Below are 21,957 nucleotides of genomic sequence, written 5' to 3'. Positions count from 1 at the left end.
GATCGACGCCCTGTCGTGCCCCGATCAGAGGACGTCGGCCGTGCCGAAGGCCAGCGGCTGATAGCGCACCGTGCCCAGCGGCTCGCGCTCGAAACGGCTGCCCACCTTGCGCAGGCGCAGGAGTTCCTGCGGCCCGTCGCCCGGCCCGAGCGCGCAGATCATCGCGGCGTTGGAGCCGAGCTGGTCGAGGAACTGTCGCGGCACGGCGGGAAACGCCGCATGGACGATCACCCGGTCGAACGGCGCCCCGCCGGCAAAGCCGTCGCGCCCGTCTTCCAGGAACAGCGAGATGTTGGTGATGCCGATGTCGCGCAGGCGCCGCCCCGCCGGCTCCACCAGCCCGCGATAACGGTCGAAGGAGCTGACATGGGTGCCGAGCCGGGCCAAGAGCGCGGTGATGTAGCCGCTGCCGGTGCCGATCTCCAGGATCCGGTGCGCCGGCTGCACGTCCAGCGCCGCCACCAGCCGCACGGCGGCCAGCGCCCCGTGCATGGTCTCGCCGCAGGCGATGGGGGCCGAGCGGTTCTCATAGGCGTTGGCGATGCCCTCGGGCAGAAACAGCCGCCGCGGCACCGATTCCACCGCTTCCAGAAGCCGTGCATCGGTGATGCGCTCCGACCGGAGCGACAGGAGGAAGGCCGCCAGATCCTCGCGGTCGCGCCCCATGCCTTCGCCGGTCGGCGCCATCAACCGAGCAGCGTGCGCAGCTCGTCGCGCAGCGCATGGGCGGTCAGGTCGAGATGCAGCGGCGTGACCGAGATCCGCCCGGCCGTCAGGGCGGCGACGTCCGACTGCTCCACTTCAGCGCCGGCCTGGCGTCCGAACTTCAGCCAGAAATACGGGAAGCCGCGACCGTCGCGGCGCTCTTCCATCCCCAGCGAATAGTCGAGCTTGCCCTGGCGCGTGACCTCGATGCCCTCCACCGCGTCGGCTTCGACCGCCGGGAAATTGACGTTGATCAGGTGCCCGGGCGGGGTGTCGAAGGTCATCAGGCGCTCGATCAGCGCCGGCGCATGGGTCTCCGCCGTCTTCCACAGCGCTTCGCGGTGGCTGCCAGGCTTGAACGCTTGGCTGAGCGCGATCGAACGCAGGCCCAGCATCGTGCCTTCCATGGCGCCGGCGACCGTGCCCGAATAGGTGACGTCGTCGCAGATATTCTGCCCGGCATTCACCCCCGACAGCACGAGATCCGGCGGCGAATCCATCAGTTGCTTCACCGCCATGATGACGCAGTCGGTCGGCGTGCCGGACAAGGCGAAGCGACGCTCGTCGATCTTGCGCAGGCGCAGCGGCGAAGACAGCGTCAGCGAATGCGACAACCCGCTCTGGTCGGTCTCCGGGGCAACCACCCAGACATCGTCCGTCAGCTCGCGCGCGATCCGCTCCAGCACGGCGAGGCCTTCGGCGTGGATGCCGTCGTCATTGGTCAGCAGCAGGCGCATCAGGCCGTCCTCTCGATCCGTTCGAGCCCGCTCATATAGGGCCGCAGGGCCTCCGGAACGGTGATCGAGCCGTCTTCGTTCTGGTAATTCTCCATGACCGCGATGAGCGCCCGCCCGACGGCGACGCCGGAGCCGTTCAGCGTGTGAACGTAGCGCGCCGCCTTCTCGCCCTCGACGCGGTAGCGCGTGCCCATGCGGCGCGCCTGGAAGTCGCCGCAGACCGAACAGCTGGAGATTTCGCGGAACGCGTCCTGCCCCGGCAGCCAGACCTCGATGTCGTAGGTCTTGCGCGCACCGAAGCCCATGTCGCCCGCGCACAGCGTGACAACCCGGTAGGACAGGCCGAGACGCTTCAGCACCTCTTCGGCCGCCGCGGTCATGCGCTCGTGCTCGGCGATCGAGGACTCCTCGTCGGTCACCGAGACCAGCTCGACCTTGTAGAACTGGTGCTGGCGCAGCATGCCGCGGGTGTCGCGTCCGGCGGAGCCGGCCTCCGAGCGGAAGCACGGGGTCAGCGCGGTGAAGCGCAGCGGCAGGTCGCCCGCCCCCAGCACCTGCTCGCGCACCATGTTGGTCAGCGGCACCTCGGCGGTCGGGATCAGCCAGCGGCCTTCGCTGGTGTGGAACAGGTCCTCGCTGAACTTCGGCAACTGGCCTGTGCCGAACAGCGCCTCGTCGCGCACCAAGAGCGGCGCCGCGGTTTCCTGATAGCCGTGTTCGCCGGTGTGCAGGTCGAGCATGAACTGGCCGAGGGCGCGCTCCAGACGGGCGAGCTGGCCCTTCAGGATGGTGAAGCGCGAGCCGGAGATCTTTGCCGCCTGCTCGAAATCCATCAGGCCGAGGCCTTCGCCGAGCTCGTAATGCTCCTTCGGCGCGAAGCCGAAGCTCGGCGCCTCGCCGTGACGGCGGATCTCGACATTGTCGGCTTCGTCCGCGCCCTCGGGCACGTCGTCGAGCGGGATATTCGGAATACGGGCGAGCGCGTCCTCGAGCGACTTGTCGATGCGCCGCTCGGTCTCCTCGCCGTCCTGGATGGCTTCCTTGATCTCGCCGATCTCGCGGATCAGCTCCTCGGCGCCGGCTTCGTCACCGGTGCCCTTGGCCTTGCCGATCGCCTTGGACGCCTCGTTGCGCCGCCCCTGCAAGGTCTGCAGGCGGGTCAGATGCGCCCGGCGCTCTTCGTCGAGTTTGAGAAGCTGATCGGCCAGGGGCGCGGCGCCGCGTCGTGCGAGGGCCGCATCCAGCTTGTCCGGATTGTCACGTATCCACTTGATGTCGAGCATTGATTCCCGTTTCCCGACCGACGAGCGGCGGGATCCGGGTCATGCCGTCAGCTATCGGCTTGCGCCTCGCTTTCGCGCTGCCGCTGGGCCCGCTTGCGTTCGATCATCCGTGCCGCAAAGATCGACACCTCGTAGAGAAGGATCGTCGGCAGGGCAAGACCGATCTGCGACATCGGGTCGGGCGGCGTCAGGATCGCCGCGGCGACGAAGGCCAGCACGATGGCGTATTTGCGCTTGTCGGCCAGCCCCTGCGAGGACGTGATGCCGGCTCGCACCAAGAGCGTCGCCACCACCGGAAGCTGGAACACCAGTCCGAAGGCAAAGATCAGCGTCATGATCAGCGACAGATATTCGGAGACCCGCGGCAGAAGCTGGATCGCGGCCTGTCCGCCGGTTCCCGTCTGCTCCATCGACAGGAAGAACCACATCACCATCGGGGTGAAGAAGTAATAGACCAGCGCCGCGCCGAGCAGGAACAGGAGCGGCGTGGCGACGAGGAACGGCAGGAACGCGCCGCGCTCCTCGCGGTAGAGGCCGGGGGCCACGAATTTGTAGATCTGCGAGGCGATCAGCGGAAAGGCGAGGAAGAAGCCGCCGAAGGCCGCGATCTTCACCTGGGTGAAGAAGAATTCCTGCGGCGCCGTGTAGATCAGCTCGACCTGCTTGTTGTGCACGCCGGCCCATTCCGTCGCCGTCTGATACGGAACGACGAGGAAATTGAAGATCGGCTTGGCGAAGAAGAAGCAGAGGATGAAGGCCACGAGAAAGCCGCCGAGGCTCCACAACAGCCGCGTGCGCAGCTCGATGAGGTGCTCGATGAGCGGCGCCGAGGAGGCCTCGATATCGGTGTCGTTCCGACTCACGCCGCGTCCTCGCTCTTCTTCTGGGGCGCGGCATCCGCGCTCTCGGCAGGCTTGTCGGCCGGCTGCGGGCTGTTGGTCGCCCCCGCCTTGTCGGGTTCGGCCGCCACGGCCGCACCGGAGGCGCCGGGCACCTTCGGTTCCGGCGCCTTGGTCGCGGCCTTCAGCGACGAGCGAATCTCGTCGCCCACCGCCTTCATCGGGTTCATCGCCGCACGCACGTCCTTGGTCGGATCGAGATCGCGCACCTTGCTGACGGTGTCCCTGACATCGTCGAGCTCAGCCTCGCGCAACGCATCGTCGAACTGGCGGCGGAAATCACCGGCCATGGACCGCAACTGCTTGCTGGTGCGCCCGAACGTGCGCAGCATGCGCGGCAAATCCTTTGGCCCCACGACGACCACCAGGATCACCGCAACGACCATGAGTTCGGACCAGCCGATATCGAACATTTCAGCGTCTCGGAAACAGCGAACTGACCTGATGACGACGGCGCACCGTCGTCATCGATGACCTCATGTGCAGGCGATCAGTTGACCGTCTTCTCCCGCTTGACGTCGCGGGCCACCACGTCGGCCTCGTTGTGGTCGAGCGACCGGCGCTCCTGAGCAGCCGCCTCGGTCTCGTCCTCCGACATGCCCTTCTTGAAGCTCTTGATGCCCTTGGCAACGTCACCCATCAGTTCCGGGATCTTGCCGCGACCGAAGAGCAGCAGCACGACCGCAAGGACGATGAGCCAATGCCAGATGCTGAAGCTACCCATTATAAAATCTCCCTGGAACGCGTAAGGCGTTCGATCTTCCCAAGCTAGCGATCGTCCGCGGACTTTTCAAACACGATAACGTCTTGCGGATCAACGGAAACAACGACGTCGCGCCGCCCCTGCTCGACAATTCCCGCCCGCATGCGCGAGCGCAGCGGATAATCGAGCCCCTCGATGGCCACGGTCATCAGATCGACGCTGCCCAGAAACCGCCGTGCGACGATCCGTCCGGAGACGCCGTCGTCCCGCTCCTGCAGGCGCAGGCCCGTCAAACGCAGGGCCACGGTCATCGCCGTGCCGTCCGGCAGGGCCGTGTCGGCGACCGGTCCGAGCGCCGTCACGACGCGCCCGCCGCGCACCTCGCCGTCGATGACGTTGAGCTCGGAAAAGAAACCTGCGGCAAAGAGACTGGCCGGGCGACTGTAGAGTTCGGCCGCCGTGCCGAGCTGCACGAGGCGTCCGTCGCGCAGAAGCGCGATTCGGTCGCCCATGCGCATCGCCTCCTCGGCGTCGTGGGTCACGATGATCGCGGTCGCCCGGCTTTCGCGCAGGATCTGCAGCGTGTCGGTCCGCACCACGTCCTTCAGCCGGCTGTCCAGGCCGGAGAACGGCTCGTCCATCAGCAGCACCGACGGGCGCGGCGACATGGCGCGCGCCAGCGCCACGCGCTGCTGCTCGCCGCCCGACAGGGTGTGCGGATAAAGCCCGGCGGAGCCGCTCAGCCCGACCCGCTCCAGCGCGGCCATCGCCTCCTTGCGGGCAGCGTCGCCCGACATGGCGGTCAGGCCGAAGCGGACATTCTCGGCGATGGTCATGTGCGGAAACAGCGCGAAGTCCTGGAACATCAGGCCGATGCCGCGCTTTTCCGGCGGCACGAACGCCGTCTCGCCGGCGATCTCGCGACCGTTCAGAACCAGCCGTCCCGCCGTCTGCCGCTCGATCCCGGCGGCGATCCGCAGGAGCGTCGTCTTGCCGGACCCGGACGGACCGAGCAGGCACAGGATCTCGCCGGGCTCGGCCGCCAGGTTGATGTCGTTGAGGATCTGCGTGTGGCCGACCGCGTGCGAGACGTTCTCGAAGGCGAGACGGGCGGCAAAGCTGACGCCGGCGCTCGTCCTGCTCGCGGATTTCTGGGATGGCGCGACGGCGTCGCGGGTCCGGTCATGCACGTTGGACAGCCCGTCACTCTGGTCGGCCGGCGCGCGCGCCCAGCCTGCTGCGCTCTGGCTAACCCTTCGCCGCGGCGACGGCAACCGGTTCAGGCGACGCGGGCGACGAGTTCGCGATATTCCGCTCGCAGCGCGGCCTCGTCGGCCGGCACGACCGGCGCGATGCAGGCCTCGGCGGCGGCGGCCCGGCGCTCGCCCTCCCCGCTCAGCGGCTGCGCGGCGTCAGCGACCTTGCGCATCTCCGCCATGTCGCCATTGCAGTGGAGAACGACGTCGCAGCCGGCATCGAGGCATTCGCGGCTGAGATCGCCGAGATCGCCCTGCAGCGCCTTCATCGAGATGTCGTCGCTCATCAGGAGACCGTCGAAACCGATCTCGCCGCGAATGATTTCCTCGATCACCAATGGCGACAGCGTCGCCGGGCGACGGTCATCGATATCGGTATAGAGAATATGAGCGGTCATCGCCGCGGGCACCGTGTTCAGGGCTTTGAACGGGGCGAAATCGGTCCCCGACAGCTCCGCGCGGGGCGTTGCGACCACCGGCAGGCGGTAATGGCTGTCGGCATTGCCGCGGCCATGGCCGGGTATGTGCTTCATCACCGGCAGGCCGCCGCCGGCCACAAACCCGTCCGCCACGGCCTGGCCAAGGGCGGCGACTGTGTCGGGGTCGAGGCCGTAGGCGCGATCCCCGATGACCGAATCCGCCCCCTGCACCGGCACGTCGAGGCACGGCACGCAGTCGGCATTGATGCCATAGACCATGATGTCGGCGGCCAGGAGCCGGCCCTGCAGCCAGGCGGCGCGCACGCCCGCCTCGGCATCGGCGGCATGCAGGCGACCGAGATCGGCCGGCGTCGGATAGGCCGGCGCCATCGGCGGCTTGAGCCGATTGATCCGCCCGCCTTCCTGGTCGATGAAGATCGGGGTCGCGGCGCGCCCGCCGATCTCGCGCAATTCGGCCGTCAGATCGGACAGTTGCGATGCGTCGGAGATGTTGCGGCCGAAGACGATGAAGCCCCAGGGCCGCTCGTCGGCGAAGAAGGCGCGTTCGTCCGCCGTTAGGCGAAGCCCGGCCGGCGCGGCAATCCACGCCTTCGATCCGCTCATTCCCGTCTCCTGTGCGTGCACGGATGGTCCCGCGTCAGCGCCGGGACGTGTGTCTGTGTGAGGAATGGAGGGAGCCGTCCCGCGCGAGGAACGGCCCGTCAGTGCGACGCCGGCAAGCCCGGCGACGCTCAGCGCGCCACGAAGCAGCTGCCGCCGGCTGATTTGAGCTGGGAGCACAGGCTCGTCGCCTCGTCCTTGGAGCCGGTCGCCACGCGCACCCGGTAATAGGTGCCCTTGCCCGGAATGTCGGCCGACTGGATGACGAGGTTACGCCCGCCGATCACGCCGGCATAGCGCTGGCCGAGCGCCTGGGACGATTCCCGCGCCGCCGTTTCGCTGGGCTGCGAGGAGATCTGGACGTAGTAGCCGTCACCGGCGGGGGCCGTCGCGGCGGCGGGCGCCGGGGCGGGCTGCGCCGCGATGCTGGCGGTTTCCGTGGCCGAATCGACGGCCGGCTCCGGCGCGACCGGGGTCGGCGCGGGGGCAGCGGCGGCCGGCGACACCTGCGGCTCGGGCTCTGCCGTGGCGAGCGCCGCCACGCGGGTCGCGGCCGAGGCCGGTCGCGTCGGCTTCATCGCCGGCACGGGCATGCCCGGGGCGGGCTGTCCGGCTGATGCGGTGTCTTCCACCGTCTCGGTCGTCGCGACATCGGCCGCATCCGTCGCCAGTTCGACCGGACGCGAGGCGGCCGGGATCATCGCCGGGTTCTCGCCGCGCAGATCGGCCATCGACGTCTCGGGCACCGTGTCCTCGGTGACCAGCGTGCCATCCGGCCGCACGGTCAGCGTGCGCACGCGCCGCGGCGTCAGCACCGCGATCGGCTCGGCCGAGGCGGATGCGTCGGCGACCCGCACGGAGCCATCGCCGCTTCCGTTCGACGCGGCACGCGCCGTGCCGATCGGGCTGAGATCGACGCCCGGCAGATCGTTGGCGACCTGCGAGGGCAGTTCCAGCGGCTCTTCGGCTGCCGACAGGAGGGTGGTCTGCGATGGCTTGATGTCGGCGTCGGCGCTCTGGACGCGCTCGTAAACCGCCTTGTTCTGATTCGGCACGGCGCGGCCGCCCGGATCCTTCGGTGCGACCTTCACCGGCTCGGGATCGGCGCGCACGATGAGCACCTCGTCGGAGCCCGCAACGCCGCCGCTTCCGGATGCGTAATAGGCGCCGACGCCGCCGAGCAGGGCGATGACCAGCACACTGGCGCCGAAGCCGAGCGAGCGGGGCGAGAATCGTCCCTGCCCGGCCGCGAGCATGGCGCCTGCGGCCCGGTGAGACGCACCGCGAACACCGCGGCCATCATCGAAACGATCGTCGAGCGATTCGACGCCGAAGGCATTGCTGTCGTCCTGGGCGAGACCGGCATGGCCGTGCTGCGGCGCGGACGGTCCGGCCGCTGCCATGCGCGTATCGGCGCCGTCCCATGCCTCGTTGACGCGCTGAACCTGCGGCGTCGTCGTCATCGCCGCGAGTTCGCTGGCGATCAGTTCGTCGAAATCGTCGAGCGGCTTGGTGCTGGCCTGCGGCATCGGCGCGGGTTCGACCCTTGCCGGCGCAAAGGCCTCGCTGTGATGCAGCGGCGTGCCGCGCGGATTGGCCGGTGCCGACAGGCCGCGCAGCGCGACCTCCAGCTCGTCGTCGATCGCGGCGTCGAGCTGGGCCTCGGGGGCCGCCGGCTCCGTCGCAGAGCGCGACTGGCTGGCAAACCCCGTAGATGCGGCGGCGGCGCCGCGCGGCGACACCCAGTTCGCATAGGAATTGGTGATGGTCTCGTCGTCGCGGGACGGCGCGTCAGCAGCCATCGCGGGCGCTGCGAAATCGTCCATCGATTCGAAGCTGCGGTTGAATTCCTCGTCGAGGACGCCGGCCAGGGCCTCCTCGTCGAAACCGGTCGCATCGCCGGTTGGTGCGGCAGCGACGTCACGCTCGGCGCGTGCCGCAGGCTCCGCGCCCCAGGGCTGATCGATCAGTTTCGCCAGATCCGCGAACGGATCTTCGTCAGGCGTCGCCGTCAGCCGGTCCGTCTTCGAACCCGCGCCGTTCATGTCCCCCGTCGACATTCACACCCCCGCCTATCTTCGTGCTCCGGAGGCGTCCGGCCCCTTCTCGTGGGCTAGGGGACGAACTTGACCAAAGCGTGATCGGTCAGCGCATTTCTTCCGGAGCGTCGACCCCGATCAGGCCGAGTCCCGTAGCCAGAACCAGCGCCACGGCCTTCACCAGAGCCAGTCGGGCCAAGGTGATATTGGCCTCATCAGCGTTAACAAACCGTAATTCCGGCAGGTCCTTGCCGCGATTGTACTGCGCGTGGAAGGACGATGCGAGGTCGTAGAGATAGAAGGCCAGCCGGTGCGGCTCCTTTGCATCGGCCGCCGATTTGATCAGCCGCGGGAACTCCGCGAGCTTGCGGATCAGGCCGATCTCACCCTCGTCGTTCAGGAGATCCAGCGTCTCGCGGTCGAGCGAAGCGAAGTCGGGCAGCGTCAGCCCGGCCTCGACGGCCTGGCGGAAGATCGCGGCCGAACGGGCATGGGCGTACTGCACGTAGAAGACCGGGTTGTCCTTCGACTGCTCGGTGACCTTCTGGAAGTCGAAGTCCAGCGGCGCGTCGCTCTTGCGAAACAGCATCATGAAGCGGACGGGATCGCGGCCGACCTCCTCCACCACGTCCGCCAGCGTGACGAAATTGCCGGAGCGCTTCGACATCGTCACCGGCTCGCCGTTCCGGTAGAGTTTAACGAGCTGGCACAACAGGACGTCCGCCGTCGCGGTGCCGCCGGACACCGCCCGCGCCACGGCTTCCAGCCGCTTCACGTAGCCGCCGTGATCGGCACCGAGGACGTAGACCATTTCCTGGAAACCGCGCTCGAACTTGTCGCGGAAATAGGCGACGTCGGCGGCGAAATAGGTGTAGCGGCCGTCGGACTTCACCAGCGGCCGGTCCTGGTCGTCGCCGACCTCGGTCGAGCGCAGCAGGGTCTGCTCGCGATCTTCCCAATCTTCGGGCAGCTGGCCCTTAGGCGGCGGCAGCGAGCCCTGATAGACGAAGCCCCGCTCCCGCAGATCGGCGATCGCGGCGGCGATCTTGCCGCCATTGGCGTCATGCAGGGTGCGCTCGGAGAAGAACACGTCCTGCTCGATGCCCAGCAGCTTCAGATCGGCGCGGATCATCGCCATCATCGCGTCGATGGCCCGCTCGCGCACCAGCGGCAGCCATTCCGCCTCGTCCATCGCCAGGAGCCGGTCGCCGAACTCGCTGGCCAGCTTTTCGCCCACCGGCTTGAGGTACTCGCCCGGATAGAGACCGGCCGGGATCTCGTCGATCGTCTCGCCCAAGGCCTCGCGGTAGCGCAGCAGGGCCGAGCGCGCGAGGACGTTCACCTGCTCGCCGGCATCGTTGATGTAGTATTCGGTGATGACCTCGTCGCCGCCGAAGGCCATCAGGCTCGCCACGGCGTCGCCCACGACCGCGCCGCGGCAATGGCCGACATGCATCGGCCCCGTCGGGTTGGCCGAGACATATTCGACATTCACCCGGCGGCCGGTAGCCGGCGCGCGGCCGAAATCTCCGCCGGCAGCGAGAATGCCCGCCAGATGCGCGATCCAGAAGGGCTGGCGGAGTTTCAGATTGATGAAGCCCGGCCCGGCGATCTCGGCCGTCTCGACATCGGGATCGCGGGCAAGATGCGCGGCGATGCGGGTGGCGAGATCCCGCGGCTTCAGGCCCAGCGGCTTGGCCAGCACCATCGCGGCGTTGGTCGCGAGATCCCCGTGGGCGGCATCGCGCGGCGGCTCGACCGTGACGCGTGCCAGGTCCGGCACGCCGTTTTCACTATCGGAAAGAACGGCTTCGACCGCAGCCTTCACGCGCGATTCGAAATCGGCGAAAATGTTCATCCTGGACCTCGACTGGTTCCGGCGGCCGCCGTCGCGGCGCGGCCCGGACGTTCTGGCGACCGGGCGTCACGCATCTGCGTGCCTTAAAGAAGGAAAGGCCGGCTAGCGCAATTGCGGAGTGACGTCAAACAGCCGGCGATGCTCGGACATGGCGAAGGTATCGGTCATGCCCGAGAGGTAATCGGAGACGCGCCGCGCCAGCTTGTCCGCCGGCAACCTGTCCGCATCGCGGCTCCAGTCGCCCGGCATCAGGTCGGGCCGCGCCATCAGCCGCTCGAACAGCGCATCGACGATGCCTTCGGCGGTGCGCATCACCTGCATGATGCTCTCGTTGCGATAGACCCGCTCGAACAGGAAGCGCCGCGTCTCGTCCACCGCCTCGCGCATGGCCGGCGAGAACACCACGACGGCGCGGTCGGCCGAGCGGATGTCCCCTGCACACTTCGGGTCGATCGCGGCGATGCCGGAGAGCGCCGTGCCGATCACGTCCTCCACCATGCGGGTGATGTGGCGTCGCAGGATCTCGTGGCCGGTTCGGGTGCGGTCGAGACCGGGATAGGCCTCCTCCACTTCCTTCAGGATGGCGCCGGCGAGCCGCAACTCGCGCAGGTCCTCCACGTCGATCAGGCCGGCCCTGAGCCCGTCGTCGAGATCATGGGTGTTGTAGGCGATGTCGTCGGAGATCGCCGCGGCCTGCGCTTCGAGGCTCGCATAGCCGTCGAGATCCAGCGGGAACAGCGCGTCGAAATCCGCGACGGGCCTCGGCAACAGCGTGCCCTGCTCGGCCCGCGGCCCGACCAGCGGGCCATTGTGCTTGACCAGCCCCTCCAGCGTTTCCCAGGCAAGGTTCAGCCCGTCGAACTCGGCGTAGCGATGCTCCAGCGCCGTGACGATCCGCAGCGACTGGGCATTGTGGTCGAAGCCGCCATAAGCAGCCATCTGCCGGTCGAGGGCCCGCTCGCCGGCATGGCCGAAGGGCGTGTGACCGAAATCATGGACCAGTGCGATCGCCTCGGTCAGGTCCTCGTCGAGCCGCAGCGCCCGGGCAAAGGCGCGGGCGATCTGCGACACTTCGATCGTGTGGGTCAGGCGGGTGCGGAAATGGTCGCCCTCGTCGGCGACGAAGACCTGGGTCTTGTGCTTCAGCCGGCGAAAGGCGGTGGAATGAACGATCCGGTCGCGATCGCGCTGGAAGGGCGTGCGGGTGCGGCTGGCAGGCTCGGGATAGAGGCGGCCGCGGGATTCCTCGGGCTGCACGGCGTAAGGGGCGCGGGCGATGCCGCCCATTCCGATCCGCGCGAATGCCGCGTCGCGTGTTCCCTGGGATTCATCCATCGCGAAACGATCCGTCCCGATTGACCGGCCAACCCGGCGTCCATACTTAAGTGTCAGCCCTCGAACAAGGAGCGGCGCGCCAGCCAACGACGCGCCGAACGGCCAGATGAGCGACACCACCGATCACACCGTCACCGTTTCCGAAGCCGCAGCCCGGCGGATTGCGGCGATCCTGTCGAAAAGCGACGACGCCGATTCGCTGCGCATTTCCGTCGAAGGCGGCGGATGCTCTGGCTTTTCCTACAAATACGACCTGACCAGCGGCCGCGAGGAGGACGACATCATCCTCGAGCGCGACGGCGCGCGGGTCGTCATCGACCCGGTCTCCATCGTCTACATGGAAGGCTCGGTGGTCGATTTCGTCGACGACCTGATGGGTCAGTCCTTCCAGATCCGCAATCCCAACGCCGTCGCCTCCTGCGGCTGCGGCACGTCCTTCTCGGTCTGACGCCCCCGTGCTGATCGCGACCTGGAACATCAACGGCGTCAAGGCTCGCCTCGACGCTCTCCTCGCCTGGCTGCAGGAACGTTCGCCCGACATCGCCTGCCTGCAGGAGATCAAGAATGTCGACGAGACCTTCCCGCGCGAGGCGATCGAGGCCCTCGGCTACCATGTGGAGACGCATGGCCAGAAGGGCTTCAACGGCGTCGCGCTGCTGTCGAAGGAGAAGCCGGTCTCGATCGAGCCGCGGCTGCCGGGCGACAGCAGCGACGAGCATGCCCGCTTCATCGAGGGAGTCTGGGATTTCCACGGCCGCCCCTTGCGGGTCGCCTCGCTTTACCTGCCCAACGGCAATCCGCTGGGCACCGAGAAATTCACCTACAAGCTCGCCTGGATGCAGCGTCTCCATGCCCATGCCCGCGACAGCATGGCCCGCGAGGAACTGCTGGTGCTGGCCGGCGACTACAACATCATCCCCGAGCGCGGCGACGCGGCGCGGCCCGACAACTGGACGGGCGACGCCCTCTTCCAGCCGGAGAGCCGCGCAGCCTATCGCCGGCTTATCAATCTGGGGCTGAGCGACGCGATCCGCGCCACAACCGATGCCGACGGCACCTACAGCTTCTGGGATTATCAGGCCGGTGCCTGGCAGAAGAACAACGGCATCCGCATCGACCATCTGCTGCTGTCGCCCGAGGCGCAGGACCGGATGGCATCGGCGGGCATCGACCGGCATGTGCGCGGCTGGGAAAAGCCGTCGGACCATGTTCCGGTGCTGGTCGAACTGGCGGCCTGAGCCGCTCTGGCGCCTTGGCTTCGAACCAGGCGGGCGGCGCCGCAAACTATCCGCAGATGATCAGTTCTTGGTGCTGACCATGCCGGTCGCGGACGCGATCTGCTGCTCGGCATAGGCGAGCGCGGTGCGCCGTTCGTTTTCCGAGGCGATCGCGAAGATCTCTTCCTGCAGCGGCCGGATCCACTTCTCGTCGCGCGGCGAGGCCTGCTTCAGCGCCATGGTCAGCATGCCGAGCCCGCGCACCGGCTGGGCCGGCAGCGAGATGCGATCGCCGTCGAACAGCAGATAGCCAAGCAGCGCCGCGGCGCCGACATTGCCCTTCTCGGCAGCCAGATTCAGCCAGCGCGCCGCCTGCCGGGGATTGGCCTTGCCGCCCTCCCCGTTCAGCGTCATGCGGCCCAGTTCGAACTGCGCCTTGGCGTCGCCGAAATAGGACGCGGCGTGGAAGTAGAACTGCCGCGCACGCTGCAGGTCCACCGCCACCGGACTGCCCGAGATTCCCACGCGCAGATAGTCGGCCAGCGCGACGACCGCGCTGGAGACGTAGGCGGCGTTGGTGAAGTTGCCTTCCTCCTCGCCCTGATCGCGCACGATCTGTTCGAAGATCTTGAAGGCCTCGTAGTCGTTCTCCGGCACGCCGTCGCCTTCGGCATACATCCGGCCGAGCTTCCAGCGCGCGCCCGGATGTCCCTTGTCGGCAGCGTAGCGCAGCGCCTCGAAGGCTTCCACCTTCTCGCCGCGCTGATAGGCCTTGAAGCCGAAGGAGAAGAGTTCCAGCGGTCCTGCGTCGGGATTGACCCTGGCCGCCGGGTCGAGCGCGAGCGCCGACCCGCCGACGCTGCCAAGCAGCGTCAACGCCAGGATCGAGACCGACAGGAACGAACTAGAGGTCCGCATAACAGTGCTTTTCCGCCGCTCCGCCCGGATGTGTCACTGCGCCGAGGCGCGCCGTGCCGACCTGCTGGGCGTATTTCCAGATGGCACCGGACTGGTAGTCGGTTTCGCGGGGCTTCCAGTCTTCGGCCCGCTTCTTCATGTCGTCATCCGACACGTCCACGTCCAGTGTCCCGGCAACGGCATCAATGGTGATGATGTCACCGTCGCGCAGCAGGCCGATCGGACCGCCAAGCGCCGCTTCCGGGCCGACATGGCCGATGCAGAAGCCGCGGGTCGCGCCGGAGAACCGGCCGTCGGTGATCAGCGCGACCTTGTCGCCCATGCCCTGGCCGTAGAGCGCCGCCGTGGTCGACAGCATCTCGCGCATGCCGGGTCCGCCGCGCGGGCCCTCGTAGCGGATGACGAGAACCTCGCCTTCCTTGTACTGGCGCTTGGAGACAGCCTCGTAGCATTCCTCTTCCGAATCGAAGCAGCGCGCCGGGCCGGAGAACCGCAGGTTCTTCATGCCCGCCACCTTCACGATGGCGCCGTCCTGGGCAAGGTTGCCCTTCAGGCCGACGACGCCGCCGGTCTCGGTGATCGGCGTGTTGGCCGGATGGATGACGTCCTGGTTCGGGTTCCAGGTCACCTTCGCCATGTTCTCGGCAATGGTGCGGCCGGTGACGGTCATGCAGTCGCCGTGCAGATAGCCATGGTCCAGCATGGTCTTCATCAGCATCGGGATGCCGCCGGCCTCGAACATGTCCTTGGCGACGTATTTGCCGCCCGGCTTGAGGTTGGCGATGTAGGGCGTCTTGCGGAAGATCTCCGCGACGTCGAACAGGTCGAACTCGATGCCGCATTCATGCGCGATCGCCGGCAGGTGCAGGGCGCCATTGGTCGAACCGCCGGTCGCCGCGACGACGGCGGCGGCGTTCTCCAGCGCCTTGCGGGTGACGATGTCGCGCGGCCGGATGTTGCGGGCCAGGAGCTCCATGACGATCTCGCCCGACGCGTAGCAGAACTTGTCGCGGATCTCGTAGGGCGCCGGCGCGCCGCAGGAATAGGGCAGCGCCAGGCCGATGGCCTCGGCGACGGTCGCCATGGTGTTGGCGGTGAACTGCGCGCCGCAGGAACCGGCCGACGGACAGGCGACCTGCTCGATCTCGTCGAGATCGGCGTCGTTCATCTCGCCGACCGAATGCTTGCCGACCGCCTCGAAGATGTCCTGGACGGTGACCTGCTGGCCGCGGAAATTGCCCGGCAGGATCGACCCGCCATAGATAAAGACCGACGGCACGTTCAGGCGAACCATCGCCATCATCATGCCCGGAAGCGACTTGTCGCAGCCGGCCAGACCGACCAGCGCGTCATAGGCATGGCCGCGCATGGTCAGCTCGACCGAATCAGCGATGAGGTCGCGCGAGACGAGCGAAGCCTTCATGCCCTGGTGGCCCATGGCGATGCCGTCGGTGACGGTGATGGTGCAGAATTCGCGCGGCGTGCCGCGGGCTGCTGCGACGCCCTTCTTGACGACCTGCGCCTGGCGCATCAGCGAGATGTTGCACGGCGCGGCCTCGTTCCAGCAGGAGGCGACGCCGACCAGCGGCTGATGGATCTCTTCCTTGGTGAGACCCATGGCGTAGAGATACGAGCGGTGCGGCGCGCGCGACGGCCCCTCGGTCACATGCCGGCTGGGCAGGTTCTTCTTGTCGATCGAATGCGCGTCCATCGGTCCCCCTCGTACACAACGCTGTTCATGGCCCGCCTCGACCTCTGGGGTGAGCGGGTTTTGTGGCGGCAACGGGGCATGGCTCCCCGCGGCGGACTATAGGCGATGCTCCGCTGCAATAGTGTTGCAGCGATCCCACAAGCAGCGAATTCGCCTCGATGCCCGCGAGAGGGTCCCGGCCAGCAAAAAGGCGCGCCCTGCGGACGCGCCTTCCTTGTTCTTCAAAGAGTTGGTTGCGAGACCGGACTCAGAAAGTGAACTTCATCGAGGCGTTGACCGCATAGACGAAATCGTCGCCGACCGTGGCATTGAAGTACGCACCGTCGTTGATCGACTGCTCGCCATCGGTCCAGTAGCCGACGAGACCGCCGAAGCGCAGCTCGCTCCACTCGTTGGCCTTGAACGAGACACCGCCGGCCAGGGTGTAGAGATCGGTGTAGGTCGTCTCCGAACCGGTCGACACGCCGCGATCGTAGCCGACCGAGACGGCCGCCGAGATCTCGTCGGTGAACGCCCGGCCGAGACCGATCGACGCCGTGTAGCCGTCACGCCAGTTGTAGGGCGACAGGCTCGAGCGGGTCACGCCACCGGTGGAGATCGAGCTGACGGCGGTGCCGTTGGTGCTCCAGTCGGTCCAGCGGAAGGATGCCAGCAGCAACGTGCCCGGCGCGATGCCGGTCTGCGCGTTGATGTAGAGGCTCTGCGGGCTGACGACTTCCGAGAAGTTAGATGTGCCGGCTGCAACGGTCGTGCCTGCGGGCGGCACGGCAGTCGGGACGACCACCTGGGCGCCACCGGGGCCGATGATGTAGGCATTGCCGTTGGAAACGACGGAACCCGTGCCGGTGAAATTATCGTGCGTGGCTTCCGAGCGATACATCACCTGGGCGCGCAGCGCGATTTCCGGCTTCTCGAAGGCGGCGCCAACACGGTAGCCGATGGCGTAGTCGCTCTTGGTCTCGACCGTCGTGCGCACCGGCAGGAAGACGGGGGTCGTGCCACCGCCCGGCAGGGGCGCCGCACCAACGGGGGTGCCGGAGAGGCTGGTTCCGTCGAAGGTGAAGTCTTCGGCGAAGACGCCGCCGAGAATGCTGAAGCGGCCGATGTCATTGGTGTAGGACAGGCGGCAGGTCAGGCCGAACTCGTTCGACTCGAACTCGCTGGTCTCGGTCCGCGAATTGGCCGTCGGACCAGCCGGAAGCGCCCCGCCCGGCGCGCCGGTATAGTCGGATTCCGCCGCGAAGGAGATCACGTAGGTGCCTGCGCAGCCAGCCATCTCGCTGTTGATGCCGAAGGCCAGCGACGGGATGAGGTAATTCTGCGTATAGGTGCCGAAATTGCCGCTCTGGCCGTTGATCGACTCGAAGCCGCGCTGCGGATTGACGTAGGTGACGCCGGTCCGCATCACGGCGGTGCCCTGCTCGAACAGGATGTCCGTGTCAGCCGTGCCGCGCTGGAAGCCACCGGCGAGGGCCGACGTGCTGAGCGCCGCCGAAGCCAGGGACGCGCCGAGAATCGTTGTCAGAAAAGTTCGCAATGGAATCCCCCCACTCTTGTTGAACTTCCGCGGGAACCCAGCCGCTGAAAGTTGACGCAAACGTAAACGATAAATTCGCGGTCCGGAACTCCCCGGTTGCAACACCGGGGCGATTGCGACGCTTCCGCCACAGCGGCGATCATAGCCGGCGAAGCCTGCGCAAGCCTTTGCACATTCTGCTTTTTCGCGTGGGGGAACGGGGAGTTACGTAGGGAGAGATCGGCGCGCGCACGGCGCGAGGAGACAAAATCGTGTCTCGAGCGTGTCATAAATACGACAGATCGGCGGCTTGGCACCAAGGGCCGGACGATACCGGGCATTGCAGGAGCACGGCGCCTCCTTGCGAGGACACGCCGTGCTCCGAATTATAAAGCTACTGCAGCCGTTCGAGCGCGGCCGACAGCTTGTCGGCCTCGATCCGGTAGCCTTCGCGCTTCTCGCGCTCCTGCTCGACGATCTCGTCAGGCGCGTTGGCGACGAACTTCTGGTTGGAGAGCTTGCGGTCGATCCGCTCGATCTCGCCCAGGGCCTTGTCGCGTGCCTTGCCGAGGCGGCTGCGCTCGGCGGCGACGTCGATGAGCCCGGCCAGCGGCAGGGCGAAGCTTCCGCCCGCCGCTAGGATCTGCGCCGACTGTTCCGGCGCGGTCTCCGCGGTGACGATGGTCGCCAGCCGTGCCAGCCGCTTCACCGCGGCGCCGTGCCGCTCCAGCCGCGCCGCGGTCGCGGCATCCGGCGCCACCGCGACGAGATCGGCCTCGGTCGCCGCCGGCACGTTCATCTCCGACCGCACCGAGCGGATCTCCGACACCACCTCGATCAGCCAGTTGATATCGTCGGCGGCGTCGCGGTCGGCGAAGTCGAGCACCGGCCAGGCCGCATGGCAGAGCAGCGAGGCGCGTTCGCCGGCGGCGGTCACCTGCCACAGCTCCTCGGTGATGAACGGCATGAACGGATGCAGCAGCGCGTAGATCCGGTCGAGCACCGACCCCATGACGTGCCGCACCTCGTTGGCCGCGGCCTCGTCGCTGCCCATCAGAGCCGGCTTGGCCAGCTCCACATACCAGTCGCAGAACAGGTTCCAGACGAAGCGGTAGAGCGTCGCGGCCGCCTCGTTGAAGCGGTAGGCCGCGATGGCGGTCTCGGTCTCGGCGATGGTGCGGCCGAGCTCGGTCACGACCCAGCGGTTCAGCGGCAGCGAGAGCTGCGACGGATCGAGCGTGCCGCCGTGCACGGCGCCGTTCATCTCGGCGAAGCGGGTCGCGTTCCACAGCTTGGTGCCGAAGTTGCGATAGCCGGCGATACGCTGCGGATCGAGCTTCACGTCGCGGCCCTGCGCCGCCATGATCGCCAGGGTGAAGCGCAGGGCGTCGGCGCCGAACTCGTCGATGAGATCGAGCGGATCGACCACATTGCCCTTCGACTTCGACATCTTGGCGCCGGTCTTGTCGCGAACCAGGGCGTGGACATAGACCGTGTGGAACGGCTCCTCATCCATGAATTCGAGGCCCATCATCATCATCCGGGCAACCCAGAAGAAGATGATGTCGAAGCCGGTGACGAGGACGCTGGTCGGATAATAGGTCGCCAGCTCCGGCGTCTGGTCCGGCCAGCCGAGCGTCGAGAACGGCCACAGGGCCGACGAAAACCAGGTGTCGAGAACGTCCTCGTCGCGGTGCAGGAAGCCGTCGCGGCGCGCCGGGTCGGCGGCCATGGCGCGGGCTTCCTCGTCGTCGATCGTGCCGTTGGTGACATAGTGCGACAGCGCCGCGGCGACGGCCTCTTCCTCGGTCTTGGCGACGAAGATCTCGCCGTCCGGACCGTACCAGGCTGGGATCTGGTGACCCCACCAGAGCTGGCGCGAGATGCACCAGGGCTGGATGTTCTCCATCCAGTCGAAATAGGTCTTTTCCCAGTTCTTCGGCACGAACTTGGTACGGCCCTCGCGCACCGAGGCGATGGCCGGCTCGGCCAGCGTCTTGGCGTCGACATACCACTGGTCGGTGAGGAACGGCTCGATCGGCACGCCGCCGCGGTCGCCATGCGGCACCGTGTGCGGATGGTCCTCGACGGCGGCGAGGAGACCGCCCTCCTCCATCATCGCGACGATGGCCTCGCGCGCGGCAAAGCGGTCCTCGCCGTCGAGCGCCGCAATGGTGCGCTCGAGTTCGGCGGTCTCCTCCAGTCCGTCGAGGAAGGCCTCGTTCTTGGCCAGGGTGATCTTCGCGGCGATCGTCAGGATGTTGATCTGCTTGAGATCGTGGCGCTTGCCGACCTCGAAATCGTTGAAGTCGTGCGCCGGCGTCATCTTCACCGCGCCGGTGCCGGCCTCGGGATCGGGATATTCGTCGGCAACGATCGGAATCCGGCGGCCGACCAGCGGCAGGATGACGGACTTGCCGACGAGGTCACGGTAACGCGGATCCTCCGGGCTGACGGCCACGCCGCTGTCGCCCAGCATGGTCTCGGGCCGGGTCGTCGCGACGACCAGATGGTCGCGGGTCTCGTAGCCGGCGGGCTCGCCATCCGACGGCTTCCACGCGGTGCGGTTGCCCTCCGCATCGACATTGTAGGGATGTTCGTAGGTCACGCCATCGGCCAGCGGATAGCGGAAATGCCAGAGGTGCCCCTTCACCTCCTTCTGCTCGACCTCGAGGTCCGAAATCGCCGTCAGCAGCTTCGGGTCCCAATTGACGAGACGCTTGTCCTTGTAGATCAGGCCCTTGCGATAGAGCTCGACGAAGACGTGCAGCACCGCCTTCGACAGGCCCTCATCCATCGTGAAGCGCTCGCGCGACCAGTCGCAGGACGCGCCGAGACGACGCAGCTGGCCGAGGATCGCCCCGCCCGATTCGCCCTTCCACTGCCAGACCCGCTCGATGAAGGCGTCGCGGCCCATGTCGCGCCGGCCCGGCTCCTTGCGCTCGGCCAGCTGGCGCTCGACAACCATCTGCGTGGCGATGCCGGCGTGATCGAGGCCGGGCTGCCACAGCACCTTCTTGCCGCGCATGCGCTCGAAGCGCACCAGCACGTCCTGCAACGTGTCGTTCAGCGCGTGCCCCATATGGAGCGAACCGGTGACATTGGGGGGCGGAATGACGATCGAGAAGGCTTCGGCATCCTCGGCGGCGCCGGCTCCGGCGCGAAAGGCCTCGGCCTCTTCCCAACGCTCGGCGATACGCGGCTCGATCGCCGCGGCGTCATAGGTCTTTTCGATCATGGCTTGTCCGGTGCGCGCGCCAGCCGGATTCCCCGGGGCGGTGATGTTCCAGAACCGGTTACAGCCTTGCTTTCGACACTGTCAACGAAGAGCCGTGTCGGCCCGCGATGCGATCTGCGCGCCGCAGGCCGGGTTCGTCAGCGGCGACCGCCGCGGGCGACGCGCTCGATCTCCTCGCGAACCAGTCGCTCGACGAGGCGCGGCAGGTTGTCGTCGAGCCATTCCTGCAGCATCGGCCGCAGCATCTGGCGGACGGTCTCGTCCATGGTGCGCATCTGCTCGTCGCGGATGACGCGGGCGAGATCGTCGAACGACCCGGCGATGCGTTCGCCGGCCTCGTGCGAGACAAGGGCATGGATCTCGGCCGCGGTTGTCGCGGCCACCGGTGCGGACGGTGTCGCCGGCGCATCGACGGCTTCCGCGGCCTTGGCCTTGGCCTTGGCCGGCTCGTACGCCTGCGGCGACGGGGGCGCGGTCATGGCCGGAGCCTCTTCGGCCTCCCCGTCCTTGTCTTCGGCGCCATCGCCGGCGACGGAATCGGTTGCCGCCTCGGCATCGGCCCGGCCGGCCTCGAACAGGCCGGCCCGGTCGAGAAGCTCGCTGGCGAACTCGTCCTCGTCGAACTCGCCGAGATAATCGGCCGGCTCGTCGGCGTCGGCCGAAACCTCGGCAGCGGCCGATGTCGCAGTGGACCAGTCCGGCATCGGCGCGGCCTGCGCGGAGGCCATCGCCTCCGCCGGCTCCAGCCGCGCTTCAGCAGGCACTTCGTCTTCGTCGTCGGTGGCAGCCATGGCAGAGACATCGGCAACGGAATCGCGCACCGCGTCCGTCCGGCGCTCGGACGCCGCGGCGAGCGAGGCAGCCTGCAGCCGGGCCGACGACAGCGCCGTCACGTCTTCCAAGATGTCCGCGTCGGTCGCATCCGCCGCATTGCCCAGGCGGCCGTCATGGGCCGCAACCGCCTCGCGGACGGCCGTCTCGACCTCGTCTTCGACCATGTCCAGCGAGAGGCCCGGGCCGGACGACATCCCGGCGTCGTCCTCGGAATCCTCATCGTCCGCGATCGGCGCCGCAGGCGGCACGATCCCGAGCTTGGGACGGGGGGCCTGGCGCACCGTATCGTTGGCCGGGCGTCCGAGCCCGTCGAAGCCGGAAACCTCGTCGCGCTCGGCCTGAACCGGCGCCTGCCTGTCAAGGCGCGGCTCCGTCAGCGCGGGCCTCGTGCCCTGCTGCGCGCCCGTTGCCGGCTCGGCAGCCTGAGGTTCATCGCGCTCGGCCGAGGCGGCCGGCTTGGCCGCAGCCCGGCGCGAAGGAGACTTCTCCTCGCCGCTTTCGATGATACGCCGGATCGAGGCCAGGATCTCGTCCATGGACGGTTCCCGTGCCGGTAGAGCATTGCTCATGACGAGCTCCCGCAAAATTGGGCGACAGGCGCAGACCCTATCGCTCGAATCATGCGTGAAGCCTAAGCGCAAAGGGCCTCGACGGGAATCCCGCAAGGC

18 protein-coding genes are annotated in these 21,957 nt (G+C 67.6%); 2 read left to right on the top strand and 16 right to left on the bottom strand.

Features of this window, described 5'->3' with window-relative positions; all coding sequences use genetic code 11:
- Window positions 1–24 precede the first annotated feature (24 nt).
- The 11 genes from H9Q09_RS10665 to H9Q09_RS10615 all read right to left on the bottom strand — a co-directional run bounded on the left by H9Q09_RS10665 (window position 25) and on the right by H9Q09_RS10615 (window position 11,807).
- The gene (locus tag H9Q09_RS10665) at window positions 25–687 is read right to left on the bottom strand and encodes a protein-L-isoaspartate(D-aspartate) O-methyltransferase (RefSeq protein ID WP_210315307.1); all 663 of its coding nucleotides are present in this window, start codon (window positions 685–687) and stop codon (window positions 25–27) included.
- Window positions 687–1,442: a 5'/3'-nucleotidase SurE gene (gene surE, locus H9Q09_RS10660; RefSeq protein WP_009209275.1), complete on the bottom strand. Its 756-nt coding sequence runs from the start codon at window positions 1,440–1,442 to the stop codon at window positions 687–689. The genes H9Q09_RS10665 and surE overlap by 1 nt, the downstream gene beginning before the upstream one ends.
- Window positions 1,442–2,725, bottom strand: coding sequence for a serine--tRNA ligase (serS, locus tag H9Q09_RS10655; protein ID WP_187391004.1), 1,284 nt, complete (start codon window positions 2,723–2,725; stop codon window positions 1,442–1,444). The genes surE and serS overlap by 1 nt, the downstream gene beginning before the upstream one ends.
- 47 nt (window positions 2,726–2,772) lie before the next feature.
- On the bottom strand, window positions 2,773–3,588 hold the full coding sequence (tatC, locus tag H9Q09_RS10650) for a twin-arginine translocase subunit TatC (protein WP_187391003.1): 816 nt from the start codon (window positions 3,586–3,588) through the stop codon (window positions 2,773–2,775).
- A complete protein-coding gene (tatB, locus tag H9Q09_RS10645; RefSeq protein WP_009209272.1) occupies window positions 3,585–4,037 on the bottom strand; it encodes a Sec-independent protein translocase protein TatB in 453 nt (150 codons plus the stop codon). The genes tatC and tatB overlap by 4 nt, the downstream gene beginning before the upstream one ends.
- A gap of 77 nt (window positions 4,038–4,114) precedes the next feature.
- Window positions 4,115–4,348 (bottom strand): twin-arginine translocase TatA/TatE family subunit, encoded by a 234-nt coding sequence (locus H9Q09_RS10640; RefSeq protein WP_024351449.1) that lies wholly within the window; start codon window positions 4,346–4,348, stop codon window positions 4,115–4,117.
- 44 nt (window positions 4,349–4,392) lie between these two features.
- On the bottom strand, window positions 4,393–5,517 hold the full coding sequence (locus tag H9Q09_RS10635; RefSeq protein ID WP_348646296.1) for an ABC transporter ATP-binding protein: 1,125 nt from the start codon (window positions 5,515–5,517) through the stop codon (window positions 4,393–4,395).
- Window positions 5,518–5,606: 89 nt separating this feature from the next.
- Complete coding sequence (gene nagZ, locus H9Q09_RS10630; RefSeq protein ID WP_210315306.1) at window positions 5,607–6,626, bottom strand: beta-N-acetylhexosaminidase; 1,020 nt, start codon at window positions 6,624–6,626, stop codon at window positions 5,607–5,609.
- 128 nt (window positions 6,627–6,754) lie between these two features.
- Window positions 6,755–8,683, bottom strand: coding sequence for an SPOR domain-containing protein (locus H9Q09_RS10625; RefSeq protein WP_187391000.1), 1,929 nt, complete (start codon window positions 8,681–8,683; stop codon window positions 6,755–6,757).
- A gap of 85 nt (window positions 8,684–8,768) precedes the next feature.
- The gene (argS, locus tag H9Q09_RS10620) at window positions 8,769–10,520 is read right to left on the bottom strand and encodes an arginine--tRNA ligase (RefSeq protein ID WP_187390999.1); all 1,752 of its coding nucleotides are present in this window, start codon (window positions 10,518–10,520) and stop codon (window positions 8,769–8,771) included.
- A gap of 102 nt (window positions 10,521–10,622) precedes the next feature.
- Window positions 10,623–11,807: a deoxyguanosinetriphosphate triphosphohydrolase gene (locus H9Q09_RS10615; protein ID WP_187391073.1), complete on the bottom strand. Its 1,185-nt coding sequence runs from the start codon at window positions 11,805–11,807 to the stop codon at window positions 10,623–10,625.
- A 154-nt stretch (window positions 11,808–11,961) separates the two neighbouring features.
- On the opposite strand from H9Q09_RS10615, the gene erpA reads away from it, so the two are divergent.
- Together erpA and xth are read left to right on the top strand one after the other, a co-directional pair.
- A complete protein-coding gene (erpA, locus tag H9Q09_RS10610; RefSeq protein ID WP_024351455.1) occupies window positions 11,962–12,303 on the top strand; it encodes an iron-sulfur cluster insertion protein ErpA in 342 nt (113 codons plus the stop codon).
- Window positions 12,304–12,310: 7 nt separating this feature from the next.
- Window positions 12,311–13,093, top strand: a complete 783-nt coding sequence (gene xth, locus H9Q09_RS10605) for an exodeoxyribonuclease III (RefSeq protein WP_187390998.1) — start codon at window positions 12,311–12,313, stop codon at window positions 13,091–13,093.
- 60 nt (window positions 13,094–13,153) lie between these two features.
- Here the strand turns inward: xth and H9Q09_RS10600 are convergent, their stop codons facing one another.
- From H9Q09_RS10600 to H9Q09_RS10580, 5 genes are all read right to left on the bottom strand, one after another.
- Complete coding sequence (locus H9Q09_RS10600) at window positions 13,154–13,990, bottom strand: tetratricopeptide repeat protein (protein WP_024351457.1); 837 nt, start codon at window positions 13,988–13,990, stop codon at window positions 13,154–13,156.
- Window positions 13,977–15,701 (bottom strand): dihydroxy-acid dehydratase, encoded by a 1,725-nt coding sequence (gene ilvD, locus H9Q09_RS10595; RefSeq protein WP_187390997.1) that lies wholly within the window; start codon window positions 15,699–15,701, stop codon window positions 13,977–13,979. Before ilvD ends, H9Q09_RS10600 begins: the two co-directional genes overlap by 14 nt.
- Window positions 15,702–15,948: 247 nt before the next feature.
- Window positions 15,949–17,238 carry a long-chain fatty acid transporter gene (locus tag H9Q09_RS10590; protein WP_246716096.1) on the bottom strand — a complete coding sequence of 430 codons (1,290 nt, stop codon included), beginning with the start codon at window positions 17,236–17,238 and terminating at the stop codon, window positions 15,949–15,951.
- A gap of 373 nt (window positions 17,239–17,611) precedes the next feature.
- Window positions 17,612–20,455: a valine--tRNA ligase gene (locus H9Q09_RS10585; RefSeq protein WP_187390995.1), complete on the bottom strand. Its 2,844-nt coding sequence runs from the start codon at window positions 20,453–20,455 to the stop codon at window positions 17,612–17,614.
- Window positions 20,456–20,592: 137 nt separating this feature from the next.
- Window positions 20,593–21,858, bottom strand: coding sequence for a DUF2497 domain-containing protein (locus H9Q09_RS10580; RefSeq protein WP_348646295.1), 1,266 nt, complete (start codon window positions 21,856–21,858; stop codon window positions 20,593–20,595).
- Window positions 21,859–21,957: the final 99 nt, after the last annotated feature.

Origin of the sequence: Aurantimonas sp. DM33-3, from assembly GCF_014334315.1 — a bacterium.
Taxonomy (GTDB): domain Bacteria; phylum Pseudomonadota; class Alphaproteobacteria; order Rhizobiales; family Rhizobiaceae; genus Aurantimonas; species Aurantimonas coralicida.
This window is presented reverse-complemented; position numbering and strand designations above follow the sequence as displayed.